Source organism: Psittacicella gerlachiana, from assembly GCF_003585965.1.
GTDB classification, from domain to species: domain Bacteria; phylum Pseudomonadota; class Gammaproteobacteria; order Enterobacterales; family Psittacicellaceae; genus Psittacicella; species Psittacicella gerlachiana.
The window spans coordinates 1-22,029 of the sequence record NZ_NRJF01000024.1; the positions used below are offsets into that span (position 1 = coordinate 1).

Below are 22,029 nucleotides of genomic sequence, written 5' to 3' on the forward strand. Positions count from 1 at the left end.
TATTTATTGAGAATCATTTATGCTTTTATCAATGAGTGAGTGATAATTTTTTTAACATCAAGGATTACTTAATATATAATATAAAAACACAAAGCAAACCAATTTTCCCATTTTGAGGTCTTTTACAATGGCTAATATTAAGCTTTTTGCTGGTAATGCAACTCGTGAACTAGCAGAAAAAGTTTCAAAACGCCTTTATTCTAAAATCGCAGAGGCAACTTTAGATAAGTTTAGTGATGGTGAAGTACATGTACAATTACATGAAAATGTACGTGGAGACGAAGTTTTCCTAATTCAGTCAACTTGTTCTCCAGCAAATGACCATTTAATGGAAGTACTATGTATGGTTGATGCACTACGCCGTGCTTCAGCAGGTCGTATTACTGCCGTAATTCCTTACTTTGGTTACGCACGTCAAGATCGTCGTGTACGTTCACAACGTGTTCCTATTACTGCCCGTCTAGTTTCAGACTTATTACAAGTTGCAGGTGTGGATCGTGTATTAACTGTAGATCTACACGCTGAACAAATCCAAGGTTTCTTCGATATTCCTGTAGATAATATTTATGCTACAGATTTATTAGTTGAACACTTACATAATACTTCTGATTTAGTAAACCCAATTATTGTTTCTCCAGATATTGGTGGAGTAGTACGTGCTCGTGCTATGGCTCGTTTATACAATGATTCTGAAATTGCAATTATTGATAAACGTCGTCCTGCTCCAAACGTATCACAAGTAATGAACGTAATTGGTGATGTTAGAGATCGTGACTGTATTCTAATTGATGATATTATCGATACTGGTGGTACTTTAGTAAATGCTGCTAAAGCTTTAAAAGAGCGTGGAGCAAGACGAGTATTTGCTTATGCTTCTCACGGTATTTTCTCTGGTAATGCTGTAGAAAAATTATCATCTGAATTATTAGAAAAAATTGTTGTTACTGACTCTATCCCATTAAGAAAAGAAGTTGAAGCTTTAGGTAAAGTAGAAGTGTTAAGCTTAGCTGGAACCTTAGCTGAAGCAATTCGTCGTATTAATAACGAAGAATCTGTGTCTGAAATGTTCTCTTCTTTAAGTTAAGAAGTAAAAAATCTCAAACCTAAAAGCCTGGAGCTGAGCTCTAGGCTTTTTTAGTGTCCTTATCTTATTTATGCTATAATGTGTGATGACAAAGATTATTTTTGTGTAACCACTTAAAATACAGACTTTAAGAAAGTCTTAAGAGTTAATGTCATATGACACAGCATTTTAAATTAGAAGGAACAGCTTTAAGTCGCATCCAAGAAGCAGCTAAAGCTTTACAAGAAAACCGTGGGGTTTTAATTCTTGATGATGAAAATCGAGAAAATGAAGGTGATCTAATCTTCCCAGCCAAAACTATTAATGTCGAACACATGGCACAATTAATTCGTTATGGTAGTGGTATAGTTTGTCTTTGCATAGGTCAAGAACTGGCTACTCGTCTTGAACTCCCTTACATGGTTGAAAACAATACCTCCGTAAACAAAACTGCGTTTACTATTAGCATTGAAGCTGCTCAGGGGGTATCTACTGGAGTTTCTGCTTCAGATAGAGTGAAAACAATTCACGCTGCTGTAAACCCTAATGCCAAACCTTCAGATTTACATCGTCCAGGACATGTATTTCCTTTAATTGCTAATCCTCAAGGAGTATTAGGACGTAGAGGACATACAGAAGCTTCAATCGATATTTGTAAAATTGCAAATATGGGAAGCGAGGGGGTTATTTGCGAAATAACCAATGATGATGGAACCATGGCACGTGCTCCTGAAATAGTAGCTTTTGGGAAAAAATTTAATTACCCTGTAATTACTATTGATGACTTAGACTGGTATCTCAGAACCTATGGTTATAATTTAGTTTAACTTAAATTAGAACTCGAGATCTACCTCTTAGTCCTAAAGTCCTCTAAACTGTATAAAGTTTAGGGGACTTTTGCATTAGATAAACCTTAAAAAACCAAAACTAGAATAAACACTTTTAACTATTACAAAAAATGATCATTAAAAAATAGAGTCCTCCGAACTTTAACTTTAAATTCAGAGGACTCTATTTTTAACTAATTTTATTCTAATCAAAAAAGCTTTTAGCTCTTTAATTATTATATTAGTTTATTATAAATAATGACTATTATTTAGTACCAAAAATCTTGTCACCTGCATCACCTAAACCTGGGATAATATATCCATGATCATTTAAGTGATCATCTACAGAAGCACAATATAATTCAACATCAGGATGTGCTTGTTCTAAAGCTTTAATACCTTCTGGAGCTGCTACAAGAACAACACATTTAATTGAAGTGCAACCTTTTTCTTTTAAAAGACTAATAGTCTCAATTAAAGAACCACCAGTTGCTAACATAGGATCAACAATAATTGCTAAACGTTCTTGAATATCACCAGCTAGTTTAGAGAAATAAGGTACTGGTTTTAAAGTTTCTTCATCACGGTAGATACCTACTACAGAAATACGTGCTGACGGGATATGCTCTAATACACCATCCATCATCCCTAAACCTGCACGTAAAATTGGTACTACAGTTACTTTTTTCCCTTTAATACGCTGTACAGTTACCGGTCCATTCCAGCCACTAATTTCTACCTCTTCTAGTTCAAGGTCTTTAGTTGCTTCATAAGTTAAAAGTGAACCTACTTCACGTGTTAAAGTACGGAACTCCATAGTACTAATATCTTTAGCACGCATTAAACCTAATTTATGTTGTACTAAAGGATGTTTTACTTCTACTACTTGCATAACGCTTTTATATTCCTGTTTTGATACACCTTTCCATATTATAACAAAATTTTTCTTTTTTCAGAAAAAAAGTGCTAATAGTTTATGCAAATTGTTTAAGAAAACTAAGTATTTTTAGTATAATACCACTAAGCGCCACATATTTTCTAAATTAAGTTTTACTTAGATTTAAGTTAATTTGCTTTAGATTTTATTGTGTATAGGATGTAAATTATTTTAAATAAGGAAGTTAGATGTCATATCCTATTTTTCGCGGCTCAATTGTTGCTATTATCACTCCGTTAGATGAAAATGGTAATGTAGACTATGCTAGTTTACAAAACCTAGTGGAATATCATGTTCAATCAGGAACAAGTGCAATCGTTGCATGTGGTACAACAGGTGAAGCCGTAACTTTAACCGAAGAAGAAAGTTTAGAAGTTATTCGTAAAGTTGTAGAATTTGCAAATAAACGTGTTCCAGTTATTGCTGGTACAGGTTCAAACTGCACTGCTAAGGCGATTGCCTACACCAAGAAAGTAGAAGCTTTAGGTGTTGACGCTTGCCTTACGGTTGTTCCTTATTACAATAAACCAAATCAAGAAGGTTTATACCAACACTTTAAAGCAATTGCAGAGTCAACAGCTCTTCCACAAATTCTTTACAATGTACCAGGACGTACAGTTGTTTCTTTAGATGTAGACACTATCGTACGTTTAGCTCAACTCCCTAATGTAATTGCAATCAAGGATGCTCATCCTGATTTACATCGTGTAGGCGAAATTGTCTCTCGTACTAAAGAGTTTAATTTCGTTCACTTATCAGGTGAAGATCCTACAGCTCTTGATGCTATAGCTTTAGGTTCAAACGGTGTGGTTTCTGTAAGTGCTAACGTAATCGCTAAAGAATGGGCACAAATTGTTGAAACAGCTTTAAATGGTGATTATGCAAAAGCTCTTGAATTAAACAGACAATACGCAAACGTACATACAAGTCTCTTTATTGAGCCTAATCCTACTCCAGCAAAATGGATTGCTTATAAATTAGGATTAATTAAAACTCCTAACCAAAGACTACCTCTTGTAGGTTTAAGTGAAGCTGGACAAGAAAAACTAACAAAAGTTTTAACTGCTGCTAAAGTTTTTAAATAATAAAAACTATTAAAGGCTCTTAATCGAACGATTAAGAGCCTTAAGCATCTTTATTTATTTTCTAGAGGATTAAATCTTACAATTTCAAAAGTATAGATTTTTAATACTTTAATAAATACAAAATGCACTAAAGAGCAAACTACAAGCGGCACAAGAACGTAGCCTACAAGTAAGCGGAAAATTGCACTTGAACTAGAAAGAATCCCTTCGGTCATATATGCCTGATAAGCAGCTAAAGGACCAATCAAGCCACTATAACCAAATCCTGCACTAAATGCCGTTCCTTGAATTCCTAGTAAATAAGCACTTAAACCACAAAGAGCACCTGAAACCGCTAGAGGTAAACATAAAATCGGATACTTTAATAAGTTTCCTACAAGCATTTTTACGATTCCTAAACCTACAGTTACTGATACCCCAGGTTTATTGACAAACAGCGAACCAATTAAAACACTGATCATTGTTGCAGAACAACCAAGATTTGCAATTCCCGAGTTCACCGCACTTAGTTTAATTGCTAAAGCAATTACTACCGAAGAAATTGGTGAAATAATAAGGATAGCAAAAGTCGCTCCAATAAGTAATGACATTAATACCGGATTTAAAGTAGTAAAATACTCTACGGCATCAGCAATCCAAGTAGTAATATTACTTACGATTGGTAAAGAAAAATCACGCCCAATATAAGCAAAGATAACACCTACAATAGGTAAACAAATAATTTCGAGAGAACGGAAAATATTATTCATTTTAAGAATAATTGCCGAACTCAAACCTGCCATAAAAATAGCATTTACTAAATCACCTAATCCCTGTAATCTTAAAACATTAGTGGCAATTCCCTCTGCGGTAAAAAGCTGTACTAGTGTTAAATTTCCAGCAGAAAGAAAAGAAATAAAACTAACTACTCCAGCTCTTAAAGGATTTAAACCAACAAAAGTTGCAACTAAAAAGCCAATTAAAATGGGAGCTACTCCTTGAATATTTTGACAATATTGTAAAAATGTCGCAATAATGTCACTATTAGCAGCCAAAGGTTTTAAGAGAGATCCCAAAATAGCATAAGGAATTAAAGGAATTACAATTCCCAACCCACCAGCATTTAGAGTTTTAATACAGAATGATTTTATTGACATATAACACCTTAAAAAAAGATCGATGAAATTAAAAATAAGTAAACTCTAGCTAGTAATACTACTATTAGCAAATAGGTTGCCGGTTAAGAGACGTTGCGTAAGCTTTAAACTACGTGCTAATTCTATATCCGCAAAAATTTGCTTTTTTAATTCATCAACAGAGGAGAACTTCTGTTCAGGTCTAATAAACTCTACGGGAGTTACTTTAAGTTCTTTACCATAAAGATCTCCGGTAAAATCTAAAAGATGTACCTCCACTAACCAATTATTTTGGTCTTGGTTAACCGTAGGCTTAAACCCTACATTACATACTCCAGCATAAATTTTAGCCATACCTTCTACTTTTACTAAGCAAGCATAGGTTCCATGTAAAGGAGATAAAACTCGATTTATTTGGATATTTGCGGTAGGAGCATCTAAAGTTCGAGCTAATTGTCGTCCTTTTTCTACTACTCCTGTAAAACTAAAAGGCTGTCCTAAAAGTTCATTTGCAGTTTTTAATTGATTAGCTGCAAGTAAACTTCTAATTAATGTAGAACTTACTCTTTGCTTATTCTCGTTTGTAATGGTAGAAATTACATCTACTTGATAACCATATTTTGGAGCTAAACTTCTTAGTTGCTCAATATTGCCACTTCTATCTTTACCAAAATGGAAATCATCCCCAATAAAAATAGTGTGCAGTTGCACGCTAGTGCATAACTGAGCAACAAAATCATCAGCTGGGGTTTGAGCTAAATCTTGATCAAAATTTAACACCAATAGATTATCAACTAAATGTCCTTTCTCTAAAACATCGATCTTATCTGACAAAGTAAAAAGACGAGCGATTTTTTTGGTAAAAAACTCTAAAGGTTGAGGTTCAAAAACAATTAATAAAGTTTGCCCTTGAACTTCCTTAGCTCTTTTAGCTAATTCCTTTAAAATTGAACGGTGTCCTAAGTGAACCCCATCAAAGTTACCTATAGTAACAAAAACGTTTTTTAATCCAGCGTCTTTTAACTCGGCAAAAGATGAAAAAACTCTCATAATTTGTTAAATAATTTAATTAAATCCGTTATTTAGCCTTTTGATTATAACATAAGAAAGATAGGCATTTTTAGCCATAAAAGCTAAATTCCACTAAAATAGTGTGTTTGTTGTTTCTTATGATAAAATAACAAAGAGCTTTTCCAAAAAATAAGGTAAAAAGTTCACGCTAATACGCCCAAAAATCTTACATTTAAGGAAAGAGATAAATGTTAAAAAAACTTACTCCAAGTGAGTTAGATATAAAGTTAATTCTCAACAATTATAGTAATTGTCTAAGTGAACAAAGTTTAGCGATTTTACAACAACTTTCTCAAAGAACTCTAAGCACCGCTTTAAGTAATCTCGTAGAAGAGTTCTTCACTTATGAAATCAAATCTAATTCAAATCTGCTTGCAGATTTAGATTTAGATCTAACTCTTAAAAATCCTCAGGCATTTACCGATCCTGAACAAATTATTCAACTTCTGAACTATAAAGAAAATAATCCCCAATCCGAATTAGATCTTGGTTACCTCAATAATTATTTTCTTGCTAAATGGTTAGTATTTGATAACCTTGAACACAAACTTGCAGATCTAATCTCAAATAAAGCAAGTATCCTCGCAATTGCTCAATCTTCAAGTCTGCATTCAGTGCAGTCTCATTTTTTTGCCCTTTTGCTTAATAAAATTACTCGTGTAGCTTTTAAACACGAGTCATTTAGCCCTGAGCAAATTTTACAATATAAAACAAATCTTGCTCGAATTGAAATAAACTCGTTAACCAAGGTTAGTGATAAAAACAAAGCGACGCTTACGTTATCACGTGAACGCATCGAAGCTAATTTATTTAGCCTTATTGAGATTGAAGATTTTTCTCGAGCTAATCTTTTTGGAGTTTACAATCAAAAAGATACTGAACAGCCTTATACTCCAGGCTTATTAGCTCTTAGCAATAGTATTTTTACCATTAGTGCTTCTAAACTCGCAACTAATCCCGAATTAGCTCTCGAATTGATTTCGACTCTAAGTAAAAAACAGTTTAATTTAACTCAAGCTCATAAGCTTGATTTAAATTCAGAAGTAACTCCTTTAAGTGTCGCAACTAATAGTAAATTAATTATTCTCTTTAATGGACAGGAACAAGAGTTTGTTCACCAGTTACTAAATCATATAGATAAATATCAAATTCTTGGAGCTTATAGTTATCACCATACTAAAGCTGAGTTTATTAGCCAAGCTCAAAAATTTAATCGTGAGTTTTACTTAGAAGCTTTTACAAAGCAGACCCAAAGCTTTTTACAAGAACAAAAAAATAAAGATCGTTTACCAGACTTTGTTTACCAAGCTGAGAATAAACAAAAATTTGCACCTGAAAGTCTCTATCTCCATATAGATATGGATCAGGATTTAATGCAAGAGATTGCCTATCAGCTCCTCTTTACTTTACCTCAAGTAAGTGAACAAACTAGAGAAGAGAAAACCTACCCTAACTTTTCTCCGACCGAACTCATTGAACACCAAATTAAAGCTGCTCGGAAACAAAAAGCTAAAATTATAGAAGTGATCAGTCAAAATACTTCTTTAAATAAAGAAGAACTCTTGCAAAGTGAAGACTTTCCTCTCGCTCATTTACAAGAGGTAAAACAACAATATCAAGAACAATTTTCTCCTTTAAAAGCTAATAAGGGTTTTTATTTAGAAAGCTTATGTCGTTTAGTGGTCTTAACTCAACTGTTACAAAGTAAAAGCAATTTAACTCTTGCTTATCTTAATCATTTAATCGAACATCTGATGAGATTAAACGAAACGACTAATGTTATTTACTGGTCTGTAGACAAACTAGCTTATCTTTTACGTCGTGCTTCTGATAGCCAAAAACTCGAGCAACTTCTTCAAAGTGAGAACGTAAAGCAAGATACCGAATATCAAGCCTTCTTAAACTATGTTCTTGAAGATTATCAAAAGATTCATACGCAAGGAGTAAAAGTAGGCACGGCAAATGGTTTAGCTTTTGTTGAGGCAAATGAATATACTAAAGATCCGCAAGGTATAGTTTTTAGACTTTCAAGCTTAGCTCAAGGCGAGGCGGGAGCAACCATTGACGTAGATGCCGAAATTGAACTAGCGGGAGGCTTAGCAAGAAGAGCTAATATTATTAGTATTTCTTATCTAAAATCTTTATTTACAGATCCTCTAGAGTTCAGTGCTACTATTTTAACCGAACAGTTATACGAGCAAACTGATGGAGACAGTGCAACCATTTGTAGTACTATTGCTTTGGCTTCAGCTCTAAGCAAAATTCCAGTAAAACAAAACTTTGCCGTAACTGGAAGCATGGATCAATTTGGTTATCTCCAAGCCATAGGTGGCGTGAATCAAAAAATAGAAGCTTTTTATGATCTTTGTAAAGCTCGAGGCTTTACTCGTAACCAAGGGGTAATTATTCCGCAAATAAACGTAAAGAATCTTGCTTTACGTGAAGATCTATTAATGGATCTAGCTCAAGGTAACTTCTTTATTTACACTGCTAGTCATATCTCTCAAGTATTTGAACTTATGACTGATTGTCCATTTGCTTTTGCTGATGACAAAACCACCCTTAATCAAAATGATAAAAAGTACCAACAAGCTTATTTTACCCCTGAAGAAAGTAACCACTCATTTATTAGTGCCGTATTACAAAATATAAATGGTGAAGAAAAAGCTAAACAAAATTGGTTACATAAACTCTTACCTTTCTTGCAAAAATAAGCTTAAAAACTTATTTTTAAGATTTTTCAGAGCTTTGATATAATAGGCAAGAATATTTTCAATTATACAAATCTAAAACAAAGGATATTATGAGCAGACCTACATCTTATTCGTATGAAGATTTAATTAAATCTTCACAAGGTAAACTTTGGGAAGATGGACCACAATTACCAGCCCCTAATATGTTAATGATCGATACTATCGATGTTATTGAAGAAAAGGGCGGTAGTCATAATGCAGGCTACGTAGAAGCTACCTTAAATATTAATCCTGAGTTATGGTTCTTTAACTGTCACTTTATTGGTGATCCAGTAATGCCAGGTTGTTTAGGCTTAGATGCTATGTGGCAACTAGTTGGTTTTTTCTTAGGTCACTTAGGACACAAAGGTAAAGGTCGTGCTTTAGGAGTAGGTGAAGTTAAATTTACAGGACAAATTTTACCTACAGCAAAAAAAGTACAATATCGTATTACATTAAAACGTGTTATTGCTCGTGGTCTTGTAATGGGAATTGCTGATGGTGAAGTAGTTTGTGATGGTGAAGTTATCTACGAAGCTAAAAACTTAAAAGTAGGTCTATTCCAAGATACAAGCTCTTTCTAATTTAACTATGGCAAGATTTAAAAAAGATTTCGATTGGGAACAAATTGCAAGAGATAATCAAGAAGCAGAAGAAATCATTTACGTAAGTAAATCTGAAATTAAACGAGATGCTAAAGATTATCGTAAAATTGCAGCCCAGCTTGCAGAATTAAATATTAATAAAATTCTTCCTTTAGGTTTTGACGCTTCGGTAATCAATGCTATTGAACAAGCTAAAGTGATGAAAAACATGGAAGCTAAGCGTCGTCAAGTTAATTTTCTTGCAAAACAATTGAGAAAATATGATCTTGAAGAGTTAACTCTTTTACTAAAGGAAACCAATCCTACAGGACAAATTGCTGCTGGTTCTGAGGTGCAAATTGATAAGCAAATCCGTGTAACTATTGATCGCTTACAACAACCACAGTTTCAGCAAAGAGCACTTGATACTTTAGAGCGTCAAGATCCAAGTTTTGATCGTGCTAAAGTCCTCGAACTTCTTGCTCAAACTGAACCAGGACAAGATCCTTTAAATACAGAATTATGGAATTACTTTTTTGAATTTTTCCGTAATCGCTTAAAAAAATAGAAAAAAGACAGGCTCACCCCCTGTCTTTTTTCTATATTTAGTTATAAATTCCCATCAAATAGTTATTTTTTGGGTTATAGTATAATTGGCTTGCAATTACAAAAAAGTACATAAAATTCACTCCACGCAATCTTGTAAAAGGTGAAATGAGAATATGTGGAGACTGAGGCTGTAGCATACGGTAATTAAAGATATCTGAATCCGAATCAGTACCATAATAGTAACTTACTGCATAAGCATAAATACTATAAAGATTTATTAATACCGTATTTAAATAGTCATACATTTGTTCTAATACTAGATTTACCAGTTTTAGATCATGTCGAGAGACAAATTTATCTAAATAAATTTGCTCGTGCTCCCAGTCACGCGTGGAATAAAGATAACTATATACTTGATCTAAATCTACATATAAGCGCAATAAATCCATACTTAATTGAGAATTCTCTTCTTCAAAATTACTCGCAAAAGTCGAAAGCGGATTAAGGAGTACTCCATATTTTAAACTTTTTTGTACTCCCTCAGAGATTTTTACCGTTTCGTCTTGTGGCGATTGATTTATGCGTTTAATAAAAGCCCTTACTCCAGGAATTAACTCTCGATAATAGTTAATTAGAGCATTAACTTCAGGTTGATTCTTTACTTTATATTCTTCTTGATGCCGTTGATAGTTTTGTACAATACTTTGTACACGTTGAGCATCAATTTTATCTAGGTTATTCGTTTTCATTGTTTCTCTTGCTATGAGTTATTTTATTCGTTTAGATATTTACAATCTCGTGAGTCAAAGTCTTGAGCAAAATACTTTACCTCCTGCAAATACTTTACCAAGTATAAATTTAGCTACTCTCGCCCAAAAACTTGGAGATTATTTTCCTCAACATCCTCTATGGCAACAACTAGAGTTTACGCCCGAAATTCCACGTCATTATGTCATTGTTGAAGAATACACTTATGTACAGATAATTTTTAAGGAAATTGGTAAATTACAACAAAGTTTTGTTAGTGACTACTATAATCCTTATCAAGCTCAACAACATCTTCCATCAGTTTATAAATTAGGTAGTAAAATTAATTTAGTCCTTAAAACTTGGAAAAAAACTCTTAATTACTTAAAACAACTTTATCAAAAAAGCTCTCGCCCTCTTGAGCTAAGTGAACTCATTGTCACTTTAGGGCAACAAAAAGAACAGAGTTTCTTGAGTTCACCAACTAACTTCGAACCAGCTTGGTGGCAAGAACACCAAAAGCTGTTAAAGAATTTAGTCTTAAACTATATTCTTAAAAATAGAGGTAGCTATTGCTTTTTACCTTTAATTATCAATCAGCCTGAAATTTATATTCCAATCCAGCTAAATACCAAAAATGAAAATAATCCAACTTTAGAAATTTTTTATGATCAGACTCAAGGAAATTGTTTAAAAAGCTATGCTTGGTATAATTTATCCAAACAAAAGTTAACTAATACCGAAGACAATCAACATACTTCAACTCAAGCTTATACCTTTAATTTAGGACAATTAATCTTTTTTGAGCAACATCCTGAAAGTAAAATCTATGAAAAACTAGGCTATACCTTAGCTAATTTACATAGTCTCGGAATTAGTCTAGAACAAGGAAATAATTTGCATAGTTGGATCTATAGCTTACAAAAAGATCAGTGGACGCTTTTAGATTTAAGCACAGCCAAGCTCTATGTAAAATTACCTCAAAATGTCATAGATCGGGATATAGAAAATCTTCTTGATCAAATCAATATTACCAATCAAGTCCACATGGGATACTTTTTCTATGAAGACTGGCAAGCTATAGCTAAGGGCTATGAAGATCCCTCTATTTAAAATTATACGCCTATTTTCTACTTTTATGCAAAGAAGAGCTTTATTACTTGCGGTAATAAAGCTCTTCTTTGTCTTTAAATAAATCAAACTCGGGATAAATACCTTTAAAATTTACTAGTCTTGAATCAAGGCTCTTTGTTAAAAAGTAAAAATTAAGCTGTTACTTTACACATAATCTTTATGCTTATTTTTATAGCTTATTTAATCCTTAAGGGACTATATAAAATCTTTTTCTAATTTACTTGGGGTTATAAAAAGAAAAACCAAGTGAAATTAATCACTTGGCTTTATAAATAGTGGCGGAGGAAGTGAGATTCGAACTCACGGATGGCTACAAACCATCGCCGGTTTTCAAGACCGGTGCCTTAAACCACTCGACCATTCCTCCGAAAGAAATCTGAATTGAAAATAAAGCAACAAAAGTAAAGTGGCGGAGGAAGTGAGATTCGAACTCACGGATGGCTACAAACCATCGCCGGTTTTCAAGACCGGTGCCTTAAACCACTCGACCATTCCTCCGTAGTTTTATATTTTTATTTTTGTTTCTTTTTTCAACGAGGTTTATTATATACGGGATACTTTTCTTTGTAAATACTTTTTTTCAATTATTTTCTAAATAAAATTACAAAACTTTGATTTTTACATAGAAAAAATTATCTAATTTTTTGTCAAAAATTAAATAATATTTCTCAATCTTTAAGAATTGCGGTATAATTTGTTGTCATCATAATAGTTTCATTCATGTATTTATTTTATGGTTAGAAAAAAATCCACCTTACATCAAAATGCTAATAGTAAGGGATTTATTAATTTACAAGCAGGTGCTCTTAAAGGTAAAAAACTCGAAGTTATCACCAGCCCAGGTTTACGACCTATAGGGGCAAGAGTTAAAGATGTTTTCTTTAATTGGATTCAGTTTGAAATTAGAGACCGTAAAGTTCTAGACTTATTTGCAGGATCTGGTGCTTTAGGTTTTGAAGCTCTTTCCCGAGGCTGCCGTAGCCTGCAAATGTACGAATATACCAAAGCAGTATATGATCGTCTCATTTTAAATTATCGAAGCTTAAATCTTACTGCTCTTGAAAAATTCTATGGCTTTGTTCCTCAAGTAACCATAAATCTTGCCGATTCTTATCAAATTATTAAGCAAATGTCTAAAACTAAATATGATTTAGTTTTTGTAGACCCTCCATTTATGCAAGAGCAAGAACTCGAAGTTTTAAAAGATTTAGCAGAGAATAATTTTCTCGAAGAACAATCTTTAATCTTTTTACAATTAGATGGAGCCTACGCTCATCTCGTAGATAATCTAGATTCTCGCTTTAAAGTTAGTAAAAGTAAAGCTATAGGTAATGTTTTAATCTACCTCTTAACCTATACTAATACCTCAACTAAAGATCATCTTGACTTTAAAGATAAGTATCAAATTATCTAATTTTTTGGTAAAATATCTATATGTCGGTATACTAAGATCTTTCTTATTTGTCAGCAAAAAAGATTATTATTTATACTATTCCTTTTCATTTTTATCTTAAATAATTTTTTCAAAAAATTACCTAAGATTTTGACTATAAAGTATTGATGTGAGTAAAGATTTTTCTTTTTATGATCAACGCTTTTCTGTAGCTCCAATGCTTGATTGGACTACAAGACACTGTAGAGCTTTTCATCGCCAGTTGACCAAACATTCTGTATTGTATACAGAAATGGTAACTACTGGAGCTATTTTATACAGTAAAAGCGATTACCTCTATTTTCGTCCAGAGCATGAAGGTAAGGTAATTCTACAATTAGGAGGTTCTTCTCCGCAGCAATTTGCTGAAGTAGGGAAGATTTTACAAAGTAAAAAAGATATTTACCCTTATTTCGGAGTAAATATCAATGTAGGTTGTCCATCGCCTCGTGTATCTAATGGCAACTTTGGGGCTTGCTTAATGCAAGAACCAGAAACCGTAGCTCAATGTGTTGATGCTTTAGCTCAACATTGTGATCTCCCTATTTCAATCAAAACTCGTATTGGAGTTGACGATATAAACTCATTCGAGTTTTTGGAAGATTTCTTGATTCCACAAATTGAGCAAGGAGTTGTCGACTTTACTATTCATGCTCGTAAAGCTTACTTAGAAGGTCTATCTCCTAAAGAAAATCGTGAAATTCCACCATTAAACTACCAACGAGTTTATGATATTAAAGCAGAATATCCTGAACTAAAAATTACTTTAAATGGTGGGGTAAATAGTCTCCAAGAGGCTCGTGAACATTTAAAATATGTAGATGGGGTGATGATGGGACGTGAGGCTTTTAATAATCCTCTTGTCCTCTTAGGTGTAGACTCTTTACTTTTTGCAGATTATACTAGTCCATTTGCAGACTATAATAAAATTTTTGATAGCTCATTTACTACGGATCAAGAGTTTACCTTAAATCCTGAACGTGTTGATTTTCATTATAACTCTCATACAGCTTTTGAAAACCGCTTAAAGCATTCAGTAGCTGCTGGCTTTAATGTAATGTCTTCTTATGATCCATTGCTAGAAAAACTAGAGTTCTTACTTTGGCAAATAAATCGTCAAGGAGCAAGACGTTTTGACCAAGCTATTTTAGAAAAACGTAAATACGCTTTTGAAACCTTACAAAATCCACGTAATTTACGCACTCATGCTCCTAAATCTGAAATTACAGATGCCGCTCGTTTTAAACGTGCCCAGCAATTAGCTGCCGGTCAAGCTATGTTTGAAGCCCTAGATAAACTCAGACCTTACTGGGAAGAAGAATTTGCTAAAGGTGTGGGGATTAGCCATCTCTTTAAACCTATTCTTGGGGCTTTTAATGGCTTCCCAGGGGCACGTCAATTTAGACGTTACCTCTCTGAGAATGGCTTTACCGCGGATGCTGATTTAAGTGTTTTATTATACGCTATTGATCTTATGTATGATAAATACACCCAGTATGTAGAAAGTTCAGTGGATATTTAAACCATTTTATACACCTAAGTTCAGATCGACTTAGGTGTTATTTTCATATTTTATCTTGCGATATACAAGGGAAATTCATTATGACCCATCAATTTTTTATTAGCTGTCAAATCGGATTTGAGGAGATGGTTAAAAATGAATTGTTACACTTACTCACTGCCGAGTACAAATTAGCAAATCCTCAAGAGGATGCAATTCCTCTTCGTTGGGACTTTGCCTCTCCCGAAGAGCAACAACAACTTTATACAACTCTTAGCCAAAAATACGCAATCAAAATTAAAGTTGGTGGTATTAGTGCTAAGCTCGAACTCTATCAAGCTTACCAATTTATTTTATGGTCAAGAATCGCAGCTCGTACCTTATTAGTTTTAAATACTGCTTATGTGGAAACTGATTTAGATCTCTATAATGCGATCTATGCCCAAAACTGGCTCGAAATCCTTCATCAAGACTTTGATTTTAAAGTAAACTTTAATGGTTCGAATGAATTTTTAAAAAATAGCCAATACTCAGCTCTGCGCGTAAAAGATGCTTTAGTTGACTATTTCCAAAATAAAAATTTACCTCGTCCGAATGTAAATACTGATGAACCTGATGTTTTATTAGATTGTCGATTACATAATAATCAATTGCAATTAAGCCTTGATCTTACGGGAAGCATGAATAAGCGTTACCGTAGTCGTGCTGGCTTTGCTCCAATGCGTGAAACCTTAGCAGCTAACTTAATTCTCCGTACTTCTTGGGATAAAGAATCACCTGTGTATAATCCTATGTGTGGTTCAGGGGTGTTAGCCATTGAAGCTGCTTTAATTGCTCTCAATATAGCTCCTGGCTTATTTTGTCAACATCATCTCGACTTCTGGCGTCAACATGATGTAGACACTTGGCTTAAAGTGAGCAAACAAGCTAAAGACTCGCAAATAACTCCAGCTCCTAATTTTAAAGTTTATGCTTCTGATAGTGACCGTCACGTCCTTATAGTAGCAAAAATGAACGCTGAAATCGTAGGAGTTGAAGCATATATAGATTTCCAAGAACAAGAATTAAAAGCTTTAAAACGTACAGAGGCTAGCTCTACAGGGCTTGTAATTGTTAACCCTCCATATGGTGTTCGTTTAGCTAATGAACGTGCTTTATATGATACTTATTTTACGCTTGGACAAACCTTAAAATCTCTGTTCCCAGGCTGGATTTGTGGAGTTATTTCTTCTTCAACTAAACTCTTAGATGTTATAGGCTTAAGTGCAAATCGTAAATGGGAAATTAAAAACTCTAACCTCGATTGTCAATTTAGAGTCTATTCTATTCGTAGCTTACAAGCAACAAGTGTAAATACTCAAGTTGAAACTGATCAAGCAACGCAAGCTCTTTATAATCGTCTTGGAAAAAACTTTGCTCGCTTAAAAAGTTATTTAACGCGCAATCAAATTCAAAACTATCGTCTTTATGATGCCGATATTCCAGAGTTTAATGTTGCCGTTGACGTATATACCGATGCTAAGACACAAACCAAATACTATGTGGTACAAGAATATGCCGCAAGTAAAAAAATCCCTTTACATAAAACCGTGAAACGTAGTATTCAAGCTCTCTCAATTGTGCAAAGATATGCTACCGACCAAGTAAAAAATGAGTACCAACCTTTAGTAATTGATAAACTCAGAGAAAGACAAAAAGGGGATTCCCAATATAATCGTCTAACCAAAGAAGGCTTAGAGTTTTATATTGACGAATATGATTGTAAAGTAAAAGTTAATCTTACAGACTACATAGATACAGGTATTTTCTTAGATAACCGTGAATTAAGATACTTTTTACGTAGTCTTGTTATTCCTAAAAAAACTAAATTTCTTAATCTCTTTAGTTATACCTCAACTGCCACTCTTCATGTAATTAAAGCTCAAGCGGCATTTACAAAATCTGTGGATATGAGCAAAAACTACTGTTTATGGTCAGCCCATAACTTTAAACTTAATCAAGCTTCAGCTCAAACGAATAAAATTGTTCAAGCAGATGTACTCGCATGGTTAGAAGCAGCTCAAACTAATACTCAAGAGTTAAATACTTATGATTTAATCTTCTGTGATCCGCCAACCTTTTCTAACAGTAAACGTATGGAAGGAACTTTTGATGTCCAAAGAGATCATGTACAACTTATTAGCAAAATTGCGAACCTCCTTAAAGCTCAAGGTTCATTAGTATTTTGTAATAATAAACGAGGCTTTAAATTAGATCAACAAGCTTTAGTGGCTTTAGGTTTAGAAGTTACTGATATTACCCAAAAAACCATGCCTCAAGATTTTGCAGGTAGCAAAATTCACCAAGCTTGGTTATTAAAAAAACTTTAAGGATGCTTTATGTTTACAGGAATTGTTCAACAAGTAGGAATTATTGAAGCCATTAAAGATTCTTTAAATGCTCGTTCTTATGTTGTTAAATTACCTTTAACTTTTTGTCTCGGAATCAATATTGGCGATTCGGTAGCTAATAATGGTTGTTGCTTGACGCTGGTAAAAGCTCAATTCTTTTATCAAGGAGCAGAATTTACTTCTGAACAAATTGCTCAACTTCAACTTGAAACCTATCTCGAAATTACTCCTGATACTTATGCGTTACTAAGTTTTGATTTAATTAGTACCACTTTAAACTTAACCAATCTTGGAAGTTTAGAAATAGGTTCTCAAGTTAATATCGAACGTAGCTTTAAAATAGGTAGTGAAGTAGGCGGACATATTATGTCTGGGCATATAGACCAAAAAATTCCCGTAATAAATCTTTATCAAAAAGATAATATTTATCAACTTGAATTTGCTTTACCTCAAGAACTAAAACCCTTTGTTTTTGATAAAGGATTTGTTGGAATTGATGGTATGAGTTTAACCGTGAGTTCTATTACTCCTCAAGGATTTACTGTTAATTTAATTCCGGAAACTCTAGCAAAAACAACTATCTCAACAAAAAACATTGGTGATTTTGTTAATTTAGAAATAGATAACAATACTAAAGTAATTGTGAATACAGTAAATAATTATCTGCAAAATTTAAAATTAAGTTAAGAAAAAAGACCGAGGAATTCTCGGTCTTTTTTACTAAATAAATTTTCTATAAAATTCATCTAATTCAAAATTGGTCATCGTAGCTAAAAAATCACAAATAAATCTATCTTTTGCTACCTGATCTTGAATATTTTGATAAATTAGATAATTTTTTCTCCCTAAAAGAGATGGAGTTTTTTTAATATTCACAAAGCATTTAGCAATCATATTACTTCCACGATTGTTTGCTCCTCTAATGCTTTGCGACATAATTGCAATCTCGTACTCCAAAGTTTTAAAGAAATTACAAAGTTTTTTAGCTTTTGTAGATAAATATGCTTCTAAATCTAACAAAGGCTCACTAAAAACCTCTTTCTTACGAACTAAAACATTACTAATGAGAATATCCACAAAAGTAGAGTAAATTTTTCTTCTAACCACTAAATCTGTACTAAATAGTGAATCAAGATAATCGCTTTCTATACAGCCTAGTTCTACCAATTGAGCAAAGATTTCTCTAACTTCTTGATTTTTATCTAGAGCAAAAAACTCTTCCCAATCTTCACGAACTATAGCTTGAATATTTACCGCATCTTCAAGATCGTGAATCGAATAAGCTATATCATCTGCCAATTCCATAATCGAACAATCAAAACTTTTATGTAAAGTTTTGCTTTTAAGCGGATCTACACGTGTAAACTCTGCACGATCTTCAGGGCTTAATGGAGCAAGCACCCAATTAAAAGCTTCAAGATCAGCTTGGTAAATCCCTTTGATTACTTCGACATTTTGGACATTTTCTAGTTCTTCTGGAGTATATTTTGGCGTAAACTCAAAGAATACATGAGGATACTTAATTACTCCTAATAAAGTACGACGGGTTAAATCTAAGCCATACTCTTTAGAGTAATTGGCAAGACGAGTTAATAACCTAAAAGTTTGGGCATTACCCTCAAACCCACCACTATAATACATTAAACGACAAAGTTCACTCTCACCAGAATGTCCATATGGCGAATGCCCTATATCATGAGTTAAACAAATTGATTCCATTAAAGCGTCAGGAGCAAGATATTTTTGCACTAAAACTTTTAATTCTTGGCTAATATCTTCTTGATGTTCTTGACCAATTAAATTAGTTCTTAAATCACAATAAGAATGATTTAATGGATCATATTTAGCTTTAATTACTCGTAATAAACCATTTGAAATCTGACTTACTTCAAGAGTATGAGTTAATCTAGTATGAGTTTTATCGCTATCTTCAATATTAAATAGTTGAGTTTTATGCTGTAAACTCCGAAAACTATTACTATGAATTATTCTCGCTCTATCTCGCTCATAAGGAGTACGTACAAAAAACTCTCCATTTTTGGTATTGTACACTTTCTTTGAACGCCTTTCTAACCAAATATTCTCTTCCAATAACTAATAACTAAGTAATTATTATTACGGGAATCGGTCATTAAAGTTGTCTGAGCTCCAATATATGGATGCTCGGCAAATCCTTTTTCAATAATTTGTTTCATAATCCCTAAAGCTTCACTTGTGGGTACAGCAAAGCCAAGACCTGAAACTTGTTGACCATAGGCTTGGTTAACAATTAAAGTATTAATCCCTATTAAATTCCCGTAAGAATCTATAAGAGCTCCACCTGAGTTACCTACATTTAAGGCAACATCGGTTTGAATTAAATCTTGATACCCTACTTTATCTACTGTAGCACGACCTAACCCCGAAACTATCCCCATAGTTGCAGATTGTCCTAAGTTAAGTGGGTTACCTAAAGCTATTACCACATCACCCACTTTAACATTTGTTGTTTTTATACTTTTAATGGGATGAAGAACGGCGTAGTTATTTGTAATTATCTTTAATACCGCTAAATCTGTTAGTGCATCTCTACCTATTAATCTTGCACGGTAAACCGTACCATCCACCAAAGTAATCGCAAAGTCAGTTGCATCCGCTATTACGTGGTTATTTGTAAGAACATAACCGTCCTGAGTCATAATAACTCCTGATCCGTAGATATTTACAACATCATTACGATTTTGTAATTGTGCATATACATTTACTACAGAAGGGGAAACCTTAGCAATTGCGGCACTAAACGAAAAAGTTCTCGAGTCTAAATTAGCCTCTTCCAAAGCATTTTCAACTTTTTCGATTTTAGGTTCTTGATAGATTGGCAAATTTACTACAGTGGTTACTGCAGGTCTTTGGGCTTGTTCGGTTTTTTCTTGGTAAAGTTTGTAGATATACACTACACAAAAAGCACTAGCTATACCTAAAGCTAAAAATATCAAAAATGTTACTGCTATCTTGAGTGCATGCATATTGTTTGTTGACGTAACGCATTCGCCTTACTATTAGCTAATATATTTAGTAATGGCAAAAAAACTTGTTAAAATCTGATTAAAGATGTATATAGAATACTATTTTAAATCCGTATATCCTGCTTATTATACTATATTTTTCTTCAATCTTAAGCAAAATACAAAGAAAAATATTAATCTTTACCTATATTGTGGTAAATTTAGTTTTTATTTGCCCGCTTATTTAACAAATAAAAGTCAGTATTCTTCGTACTGACTTTTTCTTAATTTAGTTATTGAAATTTTTTCGGAAAGCCTTTGTTCTTTTTATCACGGGCTCTAACTTTTACTTTAGGTTTATCCGCTTTTTTCTGATTTTTACTTTTATCTTTAAGTTTTAATTTTTTCTTGCCTTTTAAAGCATCTGCACTAACTGAAGTGGTAGGTTCTAAACCAGGATAAACCTTAGCGGGAATTATTACTTTCATAAAACGCATAGCTTTACCTAGGAATTGATATTCATGAGCTTGCACTAGGCTAATTGCTAAGCCTCTTTTCCCTAATCTACCCGTACGCCCTACACGATGAACAAAAGTAGCTCCATCATAAGGCAGGTCATAGTTAAATACAGCTTGTACATTCTCAATATCAATCCCACGAGCAAGAAGGTCAGTAGTAACGAGAATATTCACTTTACCACTCTTAAATAAACCTAGAGCTCGCTCTCTTTCCTCTTTACTTAATTCACCAGAAATACCTGTAGCTCTTAGCCCCATTTTCTGATTCATAATAAACTTAACAAGAGGTTGCACACTATCGATTTTATTTACAAATACAATAATGCGTTCAAGTTTAAGCTCACTAAGTAAACTAATTAAAAGTTTTTTCTTATGCTCAATATTATCCGCATGATAATAATATTGCGTTAAAGTATTTTTTTCTGAGCGCGAATGCGAGCCTTGAATAATTAATGGTTTATTTAAAGCAATAGTATTAAATAAACTTTCTACATTATTATTTAAAGTTGCACTCGCTAAAATGCGGGTAATATTTGGATTTAAAGCCTCATTAATTACTTTAATATCATCCATCATTCCCATTTCTAATAAGCGATCTGCTTCATCTAGCACTAAGAAAGACACCTCACTTAAATCTAGGTCAGGGTTTTCTAGTAATTGATTTGCTAATCTTCCTGGAGTAGTTATTACTAACTCATGATTATCAAATACCTCTAGAGTTTCCTGAGCATTAAGCTCACGACTTAAACCTTTTTTCTCACCAATAAACGCATAAGCATTATAAAAAGTTTTCTCGAATAGCTTCAGAGCTAAGTTATAGATTTGCGTTGCTAAATCATGAGAAGGAGCAACCACTAACACTTTACATTTTTTACTTGGACGAGAAGTTTTTGGATAAAAGATTGCATCTAGAGCTGGAATTAAATAAGCTAAAGTTTTTCCAGTCCCTGTTTCAGCTGAAATTAAAATATCATGCCCTTCGTTAATCGCTTCGATAGCTTGAGCTTGGATATTGGTCGCTCGAGTAAAATTGTTCTTAGCTAAATTTTCTTCCAGTCTTTTTGGTAAATCGTAATTTACAAAAAGTTGCTTAGTCTCATCTTGACCTTGACGTTTAGCTTTTTCTTGCTCTTTTAATTCTTTTTTTTCTGCAACCAATTGAATTAGTCTTTTATCCAATTTTGGACTTTTAAACTTTTTCTTTTTGTGCTTAGCTTGTTCTTCTTTAGCTTGTTCTTCTTTAGCTTCTACTTTTTTGCTCGCTTGCTCTTGAGCTTGATGTAAAAGTGAAGATAAAACATCTAGATTTTTATTTTCATTAATATCTGTCATAAATATAAAACGAAGAAGAACCCACATC

18 protein-coding genes and 2 tRNA genes are annotated in these 22,029 nt (G+C 33.3%); 11 read left to right on the top strand and 9 right to left on the bottom strand.

Annotated features, from left to right (window positions below):
* Nucleotides 1–127 precede the first annotated feature (127 nt).
* Together CKF59_RS00790 and ribB are read left to right on the top strand one after the other, a co-directional pair.
* Nucleotides 128–1,084: a ribose-phosphate pyrophosphokinase gene (locus CKF59_RS00790; RefSeq protein WP_119534083.1), complete on the top strand. Its 957-nt coding sequence runs from the start codon at nt 128–130 to the stop codon at nt 1,082–1,084.
* 155 nt (nt 1,085–1,239) lie between these two features.
* Complete coding sequence (ribB, locus tag CKF59_RS00795; RefSeq protein ID WP_119534084.1) at nt 1,240–1,890, top strand: 3,4-dihydroxy-2-butanone-4-phosphate synthase; 651 nt, start codon at nt 1,240–1,242, stop codon at nt 1,888–1,890.
* Between the two features lie 265 nt (nt 1,891–2,155).
* Here ribB and upp read toward each other — a convergent pair whose 3' ends face one another.
* On the bottom strand, nt 2,156–2,782 hold the full coding sequence (gene upp / locus CKF59_RS00800; protein WP_119534085.1) for a uracil phosphoribosyltransferase: 627 nt from the start codon (nt 2,780–2,782) through the stop codon (nt 2,156–2,158).
* Nucleotides 2,783–3,015: 233 nt separating this feature from the next.
* Between upp and dapA the strand changes: the two genes are divergently transcribed.
* Nucleotides 3,016–3,912 carry a 4-hydroxy-tetrahydrodipicolinate synthase gene (gene dapA, locus CKF59_RS00805; protein WP_119534086.1) on the top strand — a complete coding sequence of 299 codons (897 nt, stop codon included), beginning with the start codon at nt 3,016–3,018 and terminating at the stop codon, nt 3,910–3,912.
* 50 nt (nt 3,913–3,962) lie between these two features.
* Here dapA and CKF59_RS00810 read toward each other — a convergent pair whose 3' ends face one another.
* Nucleotides 3,963–5,048 (bottom strand): PTS sugar transporter subunit IIC, encoded by a 1,086-nt coding sequence (locus CKF59_RS00810; RefSeq protein ID WP_119534087.1) that lies wholly within the window; start codon nt 5,046–5,048, stop codon nt 3,963–3,965.
* Nucleotides 5,049–5,093: 45 nt separating this feature from the next.
* Nucleotides 5,094–6,077, bottom strand: coding sequence for a riboflavin biosynthesis protein RibF (gene ribF, locus CKF59_RS00815; protein ID WP_119534088.1), 984 nt, complete (start codon nt 6,075–6,077; stop codon nt 5,094–5,096).
* 209 nt (nt 6,078–6,286) lie between these two features.
* Between ribF and CKF59_RS00820 the strand changes: the two genes are divergently transcribed.
* The 3 genes from CKF59_RS00820 (at nt 6,287) to CKF59_RS00830 (ending at nt 9,982) form a co-directional block, all read left to right on the top strand.
* Entirely contained in the window at nt 6,287–8,812 is a 2,526-nt protein-coding gene (locus CKF59_RS00820; RefSeq protein WP_119534089.1) for a S16 family serine protease, read from the top strand.
* 89 nt (nt 8,813–8,901) lie between these two features.
* On the top strand, nt 8,902–9,414 hold the full coding sequence (gene fabA, locus CKF59_RS00825; protein ID WP_119534090.1) for a bifunctional 3-hydroxydecanoyl-ACP dehydratase/trans-2-decenoyl-ACP isomerase: 513 nt from the start codon (nt 8,902–8,904) through the stop codon (nt 9,412–9,414).
* Nucleotides 9,415–9,421: 7 nt separating this feature from the next.
* The gene (locus CKF59_RS00830; RefSeq protein ID WP_119534091.1) at nt 9,422–9,982 is read left to right on the top strand and encodes a dual-action ribosomal maturation protein DarP; all 561 of its coding nucleotides are present in this window, start codon (nt 9,422–9,424) and stop codon (nt 9,980–9,982) included.
* 37 nt (nt 9,983–10,019) lie between these two features.
* Here the strand turns inward: CKF59_RS00830 and CKF59_RS00835 are convergent, their stop codons facing one another.
* Entirely contained in the window at nt 10,020–10,712 is a 693-nt protein-coding gene (locus CKF59_RS00835; RefSeq protein WP_119534092.1) for a hypothetical protein, read from the bottom strand.
* A gap of 13 nt (nt 10,713–10,725) precedes the next feature.
* Here CKF59_RS00835 and CKF59_RS00840 point away from each other — a divergent pair, with 13 nt between their 5' ends.
* Nucleotides 10,726–11,823, top strand: a complete 1,098-nt coding sequence (locus tag CKF59_RS00840; RefSeq protein ID WP_119534093.1) for a hypothetical protein — start codon at nt 10,726–10,728, stop codon at nt 11,821–11,823.
* A gap of 297 nt (nt 11,824–12,120) precedes the next feature.
* Here CKF59_RS00840 and CKF59_RS00845 read toward each other — a convergent pair.
* Nucleotides 12,121–12,211: transfer RNA gene (locus CKF59_RS00845), tRNA-Ser, on the bottom strand.
* 40 nt (nt 12,212–12,251) lie between these two features.
* Nucleotides 12,252–12,342: transfer RNA gene (locus CKF59_RS00850), tRNA-Ser, on the bottom strand.
* Nucleotides 12,343–12,577: 235 nt separating this feature from the next.
* Between CKF59_RS00850 and rsmD the strand changes: the two genes are divergently transcribed.
* From rsmD to CKF59_RS00870, 4 genes are all read left to right on the top strand, one after another.
* A complete protein-coding gene (gene rsmD / locus CKF59_RS00855; protein ID WP_119534094.1) occupies nt 12,578–13,258 on the top strand; it encodes a 16S rRNA (guanine(966)-N(2))-methyltransferase RsmD in 681 nt (226 codons plus the stop codon).
* A 148-nt stretch (nt 13,259–13,406) separates the two neighbouring features.
* The gene (dusA, locus tag CKF59_RS00860; protein ID WP_222985451.1) at nt 13,407–14,798 is read left to right on the top strand and encodes a tRNA dihydrouridine(20/20a) synthase DusA; all 1,392 of its coding nucleotides are present in this window, start codon (nt 13,407–13,409) and stop codon (nt 14,796–14,798) included.
* 80 nt (nt 14,799–14,878) lie between these two features.
* The gene (gene rlmKL / locus CKF59_RS00865; protein WP_119534095.1) at nt 14,879–17,146 is read left to right on the top strand and encodes a bifunctional 23S rRNA (guanine(2069)-N(7))-methyltransferase RlmK/23S rRNA (guanine(2445)-N(2))-methyltransferase RlmL; all 2,268 of its coding nucleotides are present in this window, start codon (nt 14,879–14,881) and stop codon (nt 17,144–17,146) included.
* A gap of 9 nt (nt 17,147–17,155) precedes the next feature.
* Nucleotides 17,156–17,854 (top strand): riboflavin synthase subunit alpha, encoded by a 699-nt coding sequence (locus CKF59_RS00870; protein ID WP_119534096.1) that lies wholly within the window; start codon nt 17,156–17,158, stop codon nt 17,852–17,854.
* A 33-nt stretch (nt 17,855–17,887) separates the two neighbouring features.
* Here the strand turns inward: CKF59_RS00870 and CKF59_RS00875 are convergent, their stop codons facing one another.
* The 3 genes from CKF59_RS00875 to CKF59_RS00885 all read right to left on the bottom strand — a co-directional run bounded on the left by CKF59_RS00875 (nt 17,888) and on the right by CKF59_RS00885 (nt 22,001).
* Nucleotides 17,888–19,219, bottom strand: a complete 1,332-nt coding sequence (locus CKF59_RS00875) for an anti-phage deoxyguanosine triphosphatase (protein WP_222985452.1) — start codon at nt 19,217–19,219, stop codon at nt 17,888–17,890.
* 17 nt (nt 19,220–19,236) lie between these two features.
* The gene (locus CKF59_RS00880; RefSeq protein WP_222985453.1) at nt 19,237–20,142 is read right to left on the bottom strand and encodes a S1C family serine protease; all 906 of its coding nucleotides are present in this window, start codon (nt 20,140–20,142) and stop codon (nt 19,237–19,239) included.
* Nucleotides 20,143–20,444: 302 nt separating this feature from the next.
* Nucleotides 20,445–22,001: a DEAD/DEAH box helicase gene (locus CKF59_RS00885; RefSeq protein ID WP_119534099.1), complete on the bottom strand. Its 1,557-nt coding sequence runs from the start codon at nt 21,999–22,001 to the stop codon at nt 20,445–20,447.
* Nucleotides 22,002–22,029: the final 28 nt, after the last annotated feature.

What these genes read in the sequence shown, in the direction of transcription:
- ribB (WP_119534084.1), top strand. Translation starts at nt 1,240, where the DNA reads ATGACACAGCATTTTAAATTAGAAGGAACAGCTTTAAGTCGCATCCAA.
- rlmKL (WP_119534095.1), top strand. Translation starts at nt 14,879, where the DNA reads ATGACCCATCAATTTTTTATTAGCTGTCAAATCGGATTTGAGGAGATG.
- CKF59_RS00810 (WP_119534087.1), bottom strand. Translation starts at nt 5,048, where the DNA reads ATGTCAATAAAATCATTCTGTATTAAAACTCTAAATGCTGGTGGGTTG.
- fabA (WP_119534090.1), top strand. Translation starts at nt 8,902, where the DNA reads ATGAGCAGACCTACATCTTATTCGTATGAAGATTTAATTAAATCTTCA.
- CKF59_RS00840 (WP_119534093.1), top strand. Translation starts at nt 10,726, where the DNA reads ATGAGTTATTTTATTCGTTTAGATATTTACAATCTCGTGAGTCAAAGT.
- dapA (WP_119534086.1), top strand. Translation starts at nt 3,016, where the DNA reads ATGTCATATCCTATTTTTCGCGGCTCAATTGTTGCTATTATCACTCCG.
- CKF59_RS00790 (WP_119534083.1), top strand. Translation starts at nt 128, where the DNA reads ATGGCTAATATTAAGCTTTTTGCTGGTAATGCAACTCGTGAACTAGCA.
- CKF59_RS00835 (WP_119534092.1), bottom strand. Translation starts at nt 10,712, where the DNA reads ATGAAAACGAATAACCTAGATAAAATTGATGCTCAACGTGTACAAAGT.
- upp (WP_119534085.1), bottom strand. Translation starts at nt 2,782, where the DNA reads ATGCAAGTAGTAGAAGTAAAACATCCTTTAGTACAACATAAATTAGGT.
- ribF (WP_119534088.1), bottom strand. Translation starts at nt 6,077, where the DNA reads ATGAGAGTTTTTTCATCTTTTGCCGAGTTAAAAGACGCTGGATTAAAA.
- CKF59_RS00830 (WP_119534091.1), top strand. Translation starts at nt 9,422, where the DNA reads ATGGCAAGATTTAAAAAAGATTTCGATTGGGAACAAATTGCAAGAGAT.
- CKF59_RS00885 (WP_119534099.1), bottom strand. Translation starts at nt 22,001, where the DNA reads ATGACAGATATTAATGAAAATAAAAATCTAGATGTTTTATCTTCACTT.
- CKF59_RS00820 (WP_119534089.1), top strand. Translation starts at nt 6,287, where the DNA reads ATGTTAAAAAAACTTACTCCAAGTGAGTTAGATATAAAGTTAATTCTC.
- rsmD (WP_119534094.1), top strand. Translation starts at nt 12,578, where the DNA reads ATGGTTAGAAAAAAATCCACCTTACATCAAAATGCTAATAGTAAGGGA.
- CKF59_RS00870 (WP_119534096.1), top strand. Translation starts at nt 17,156, where the DNA reads ATGTTTACAGGAATTGTTCAACAAGTAGGAATTATTGAAGCCATTAAA.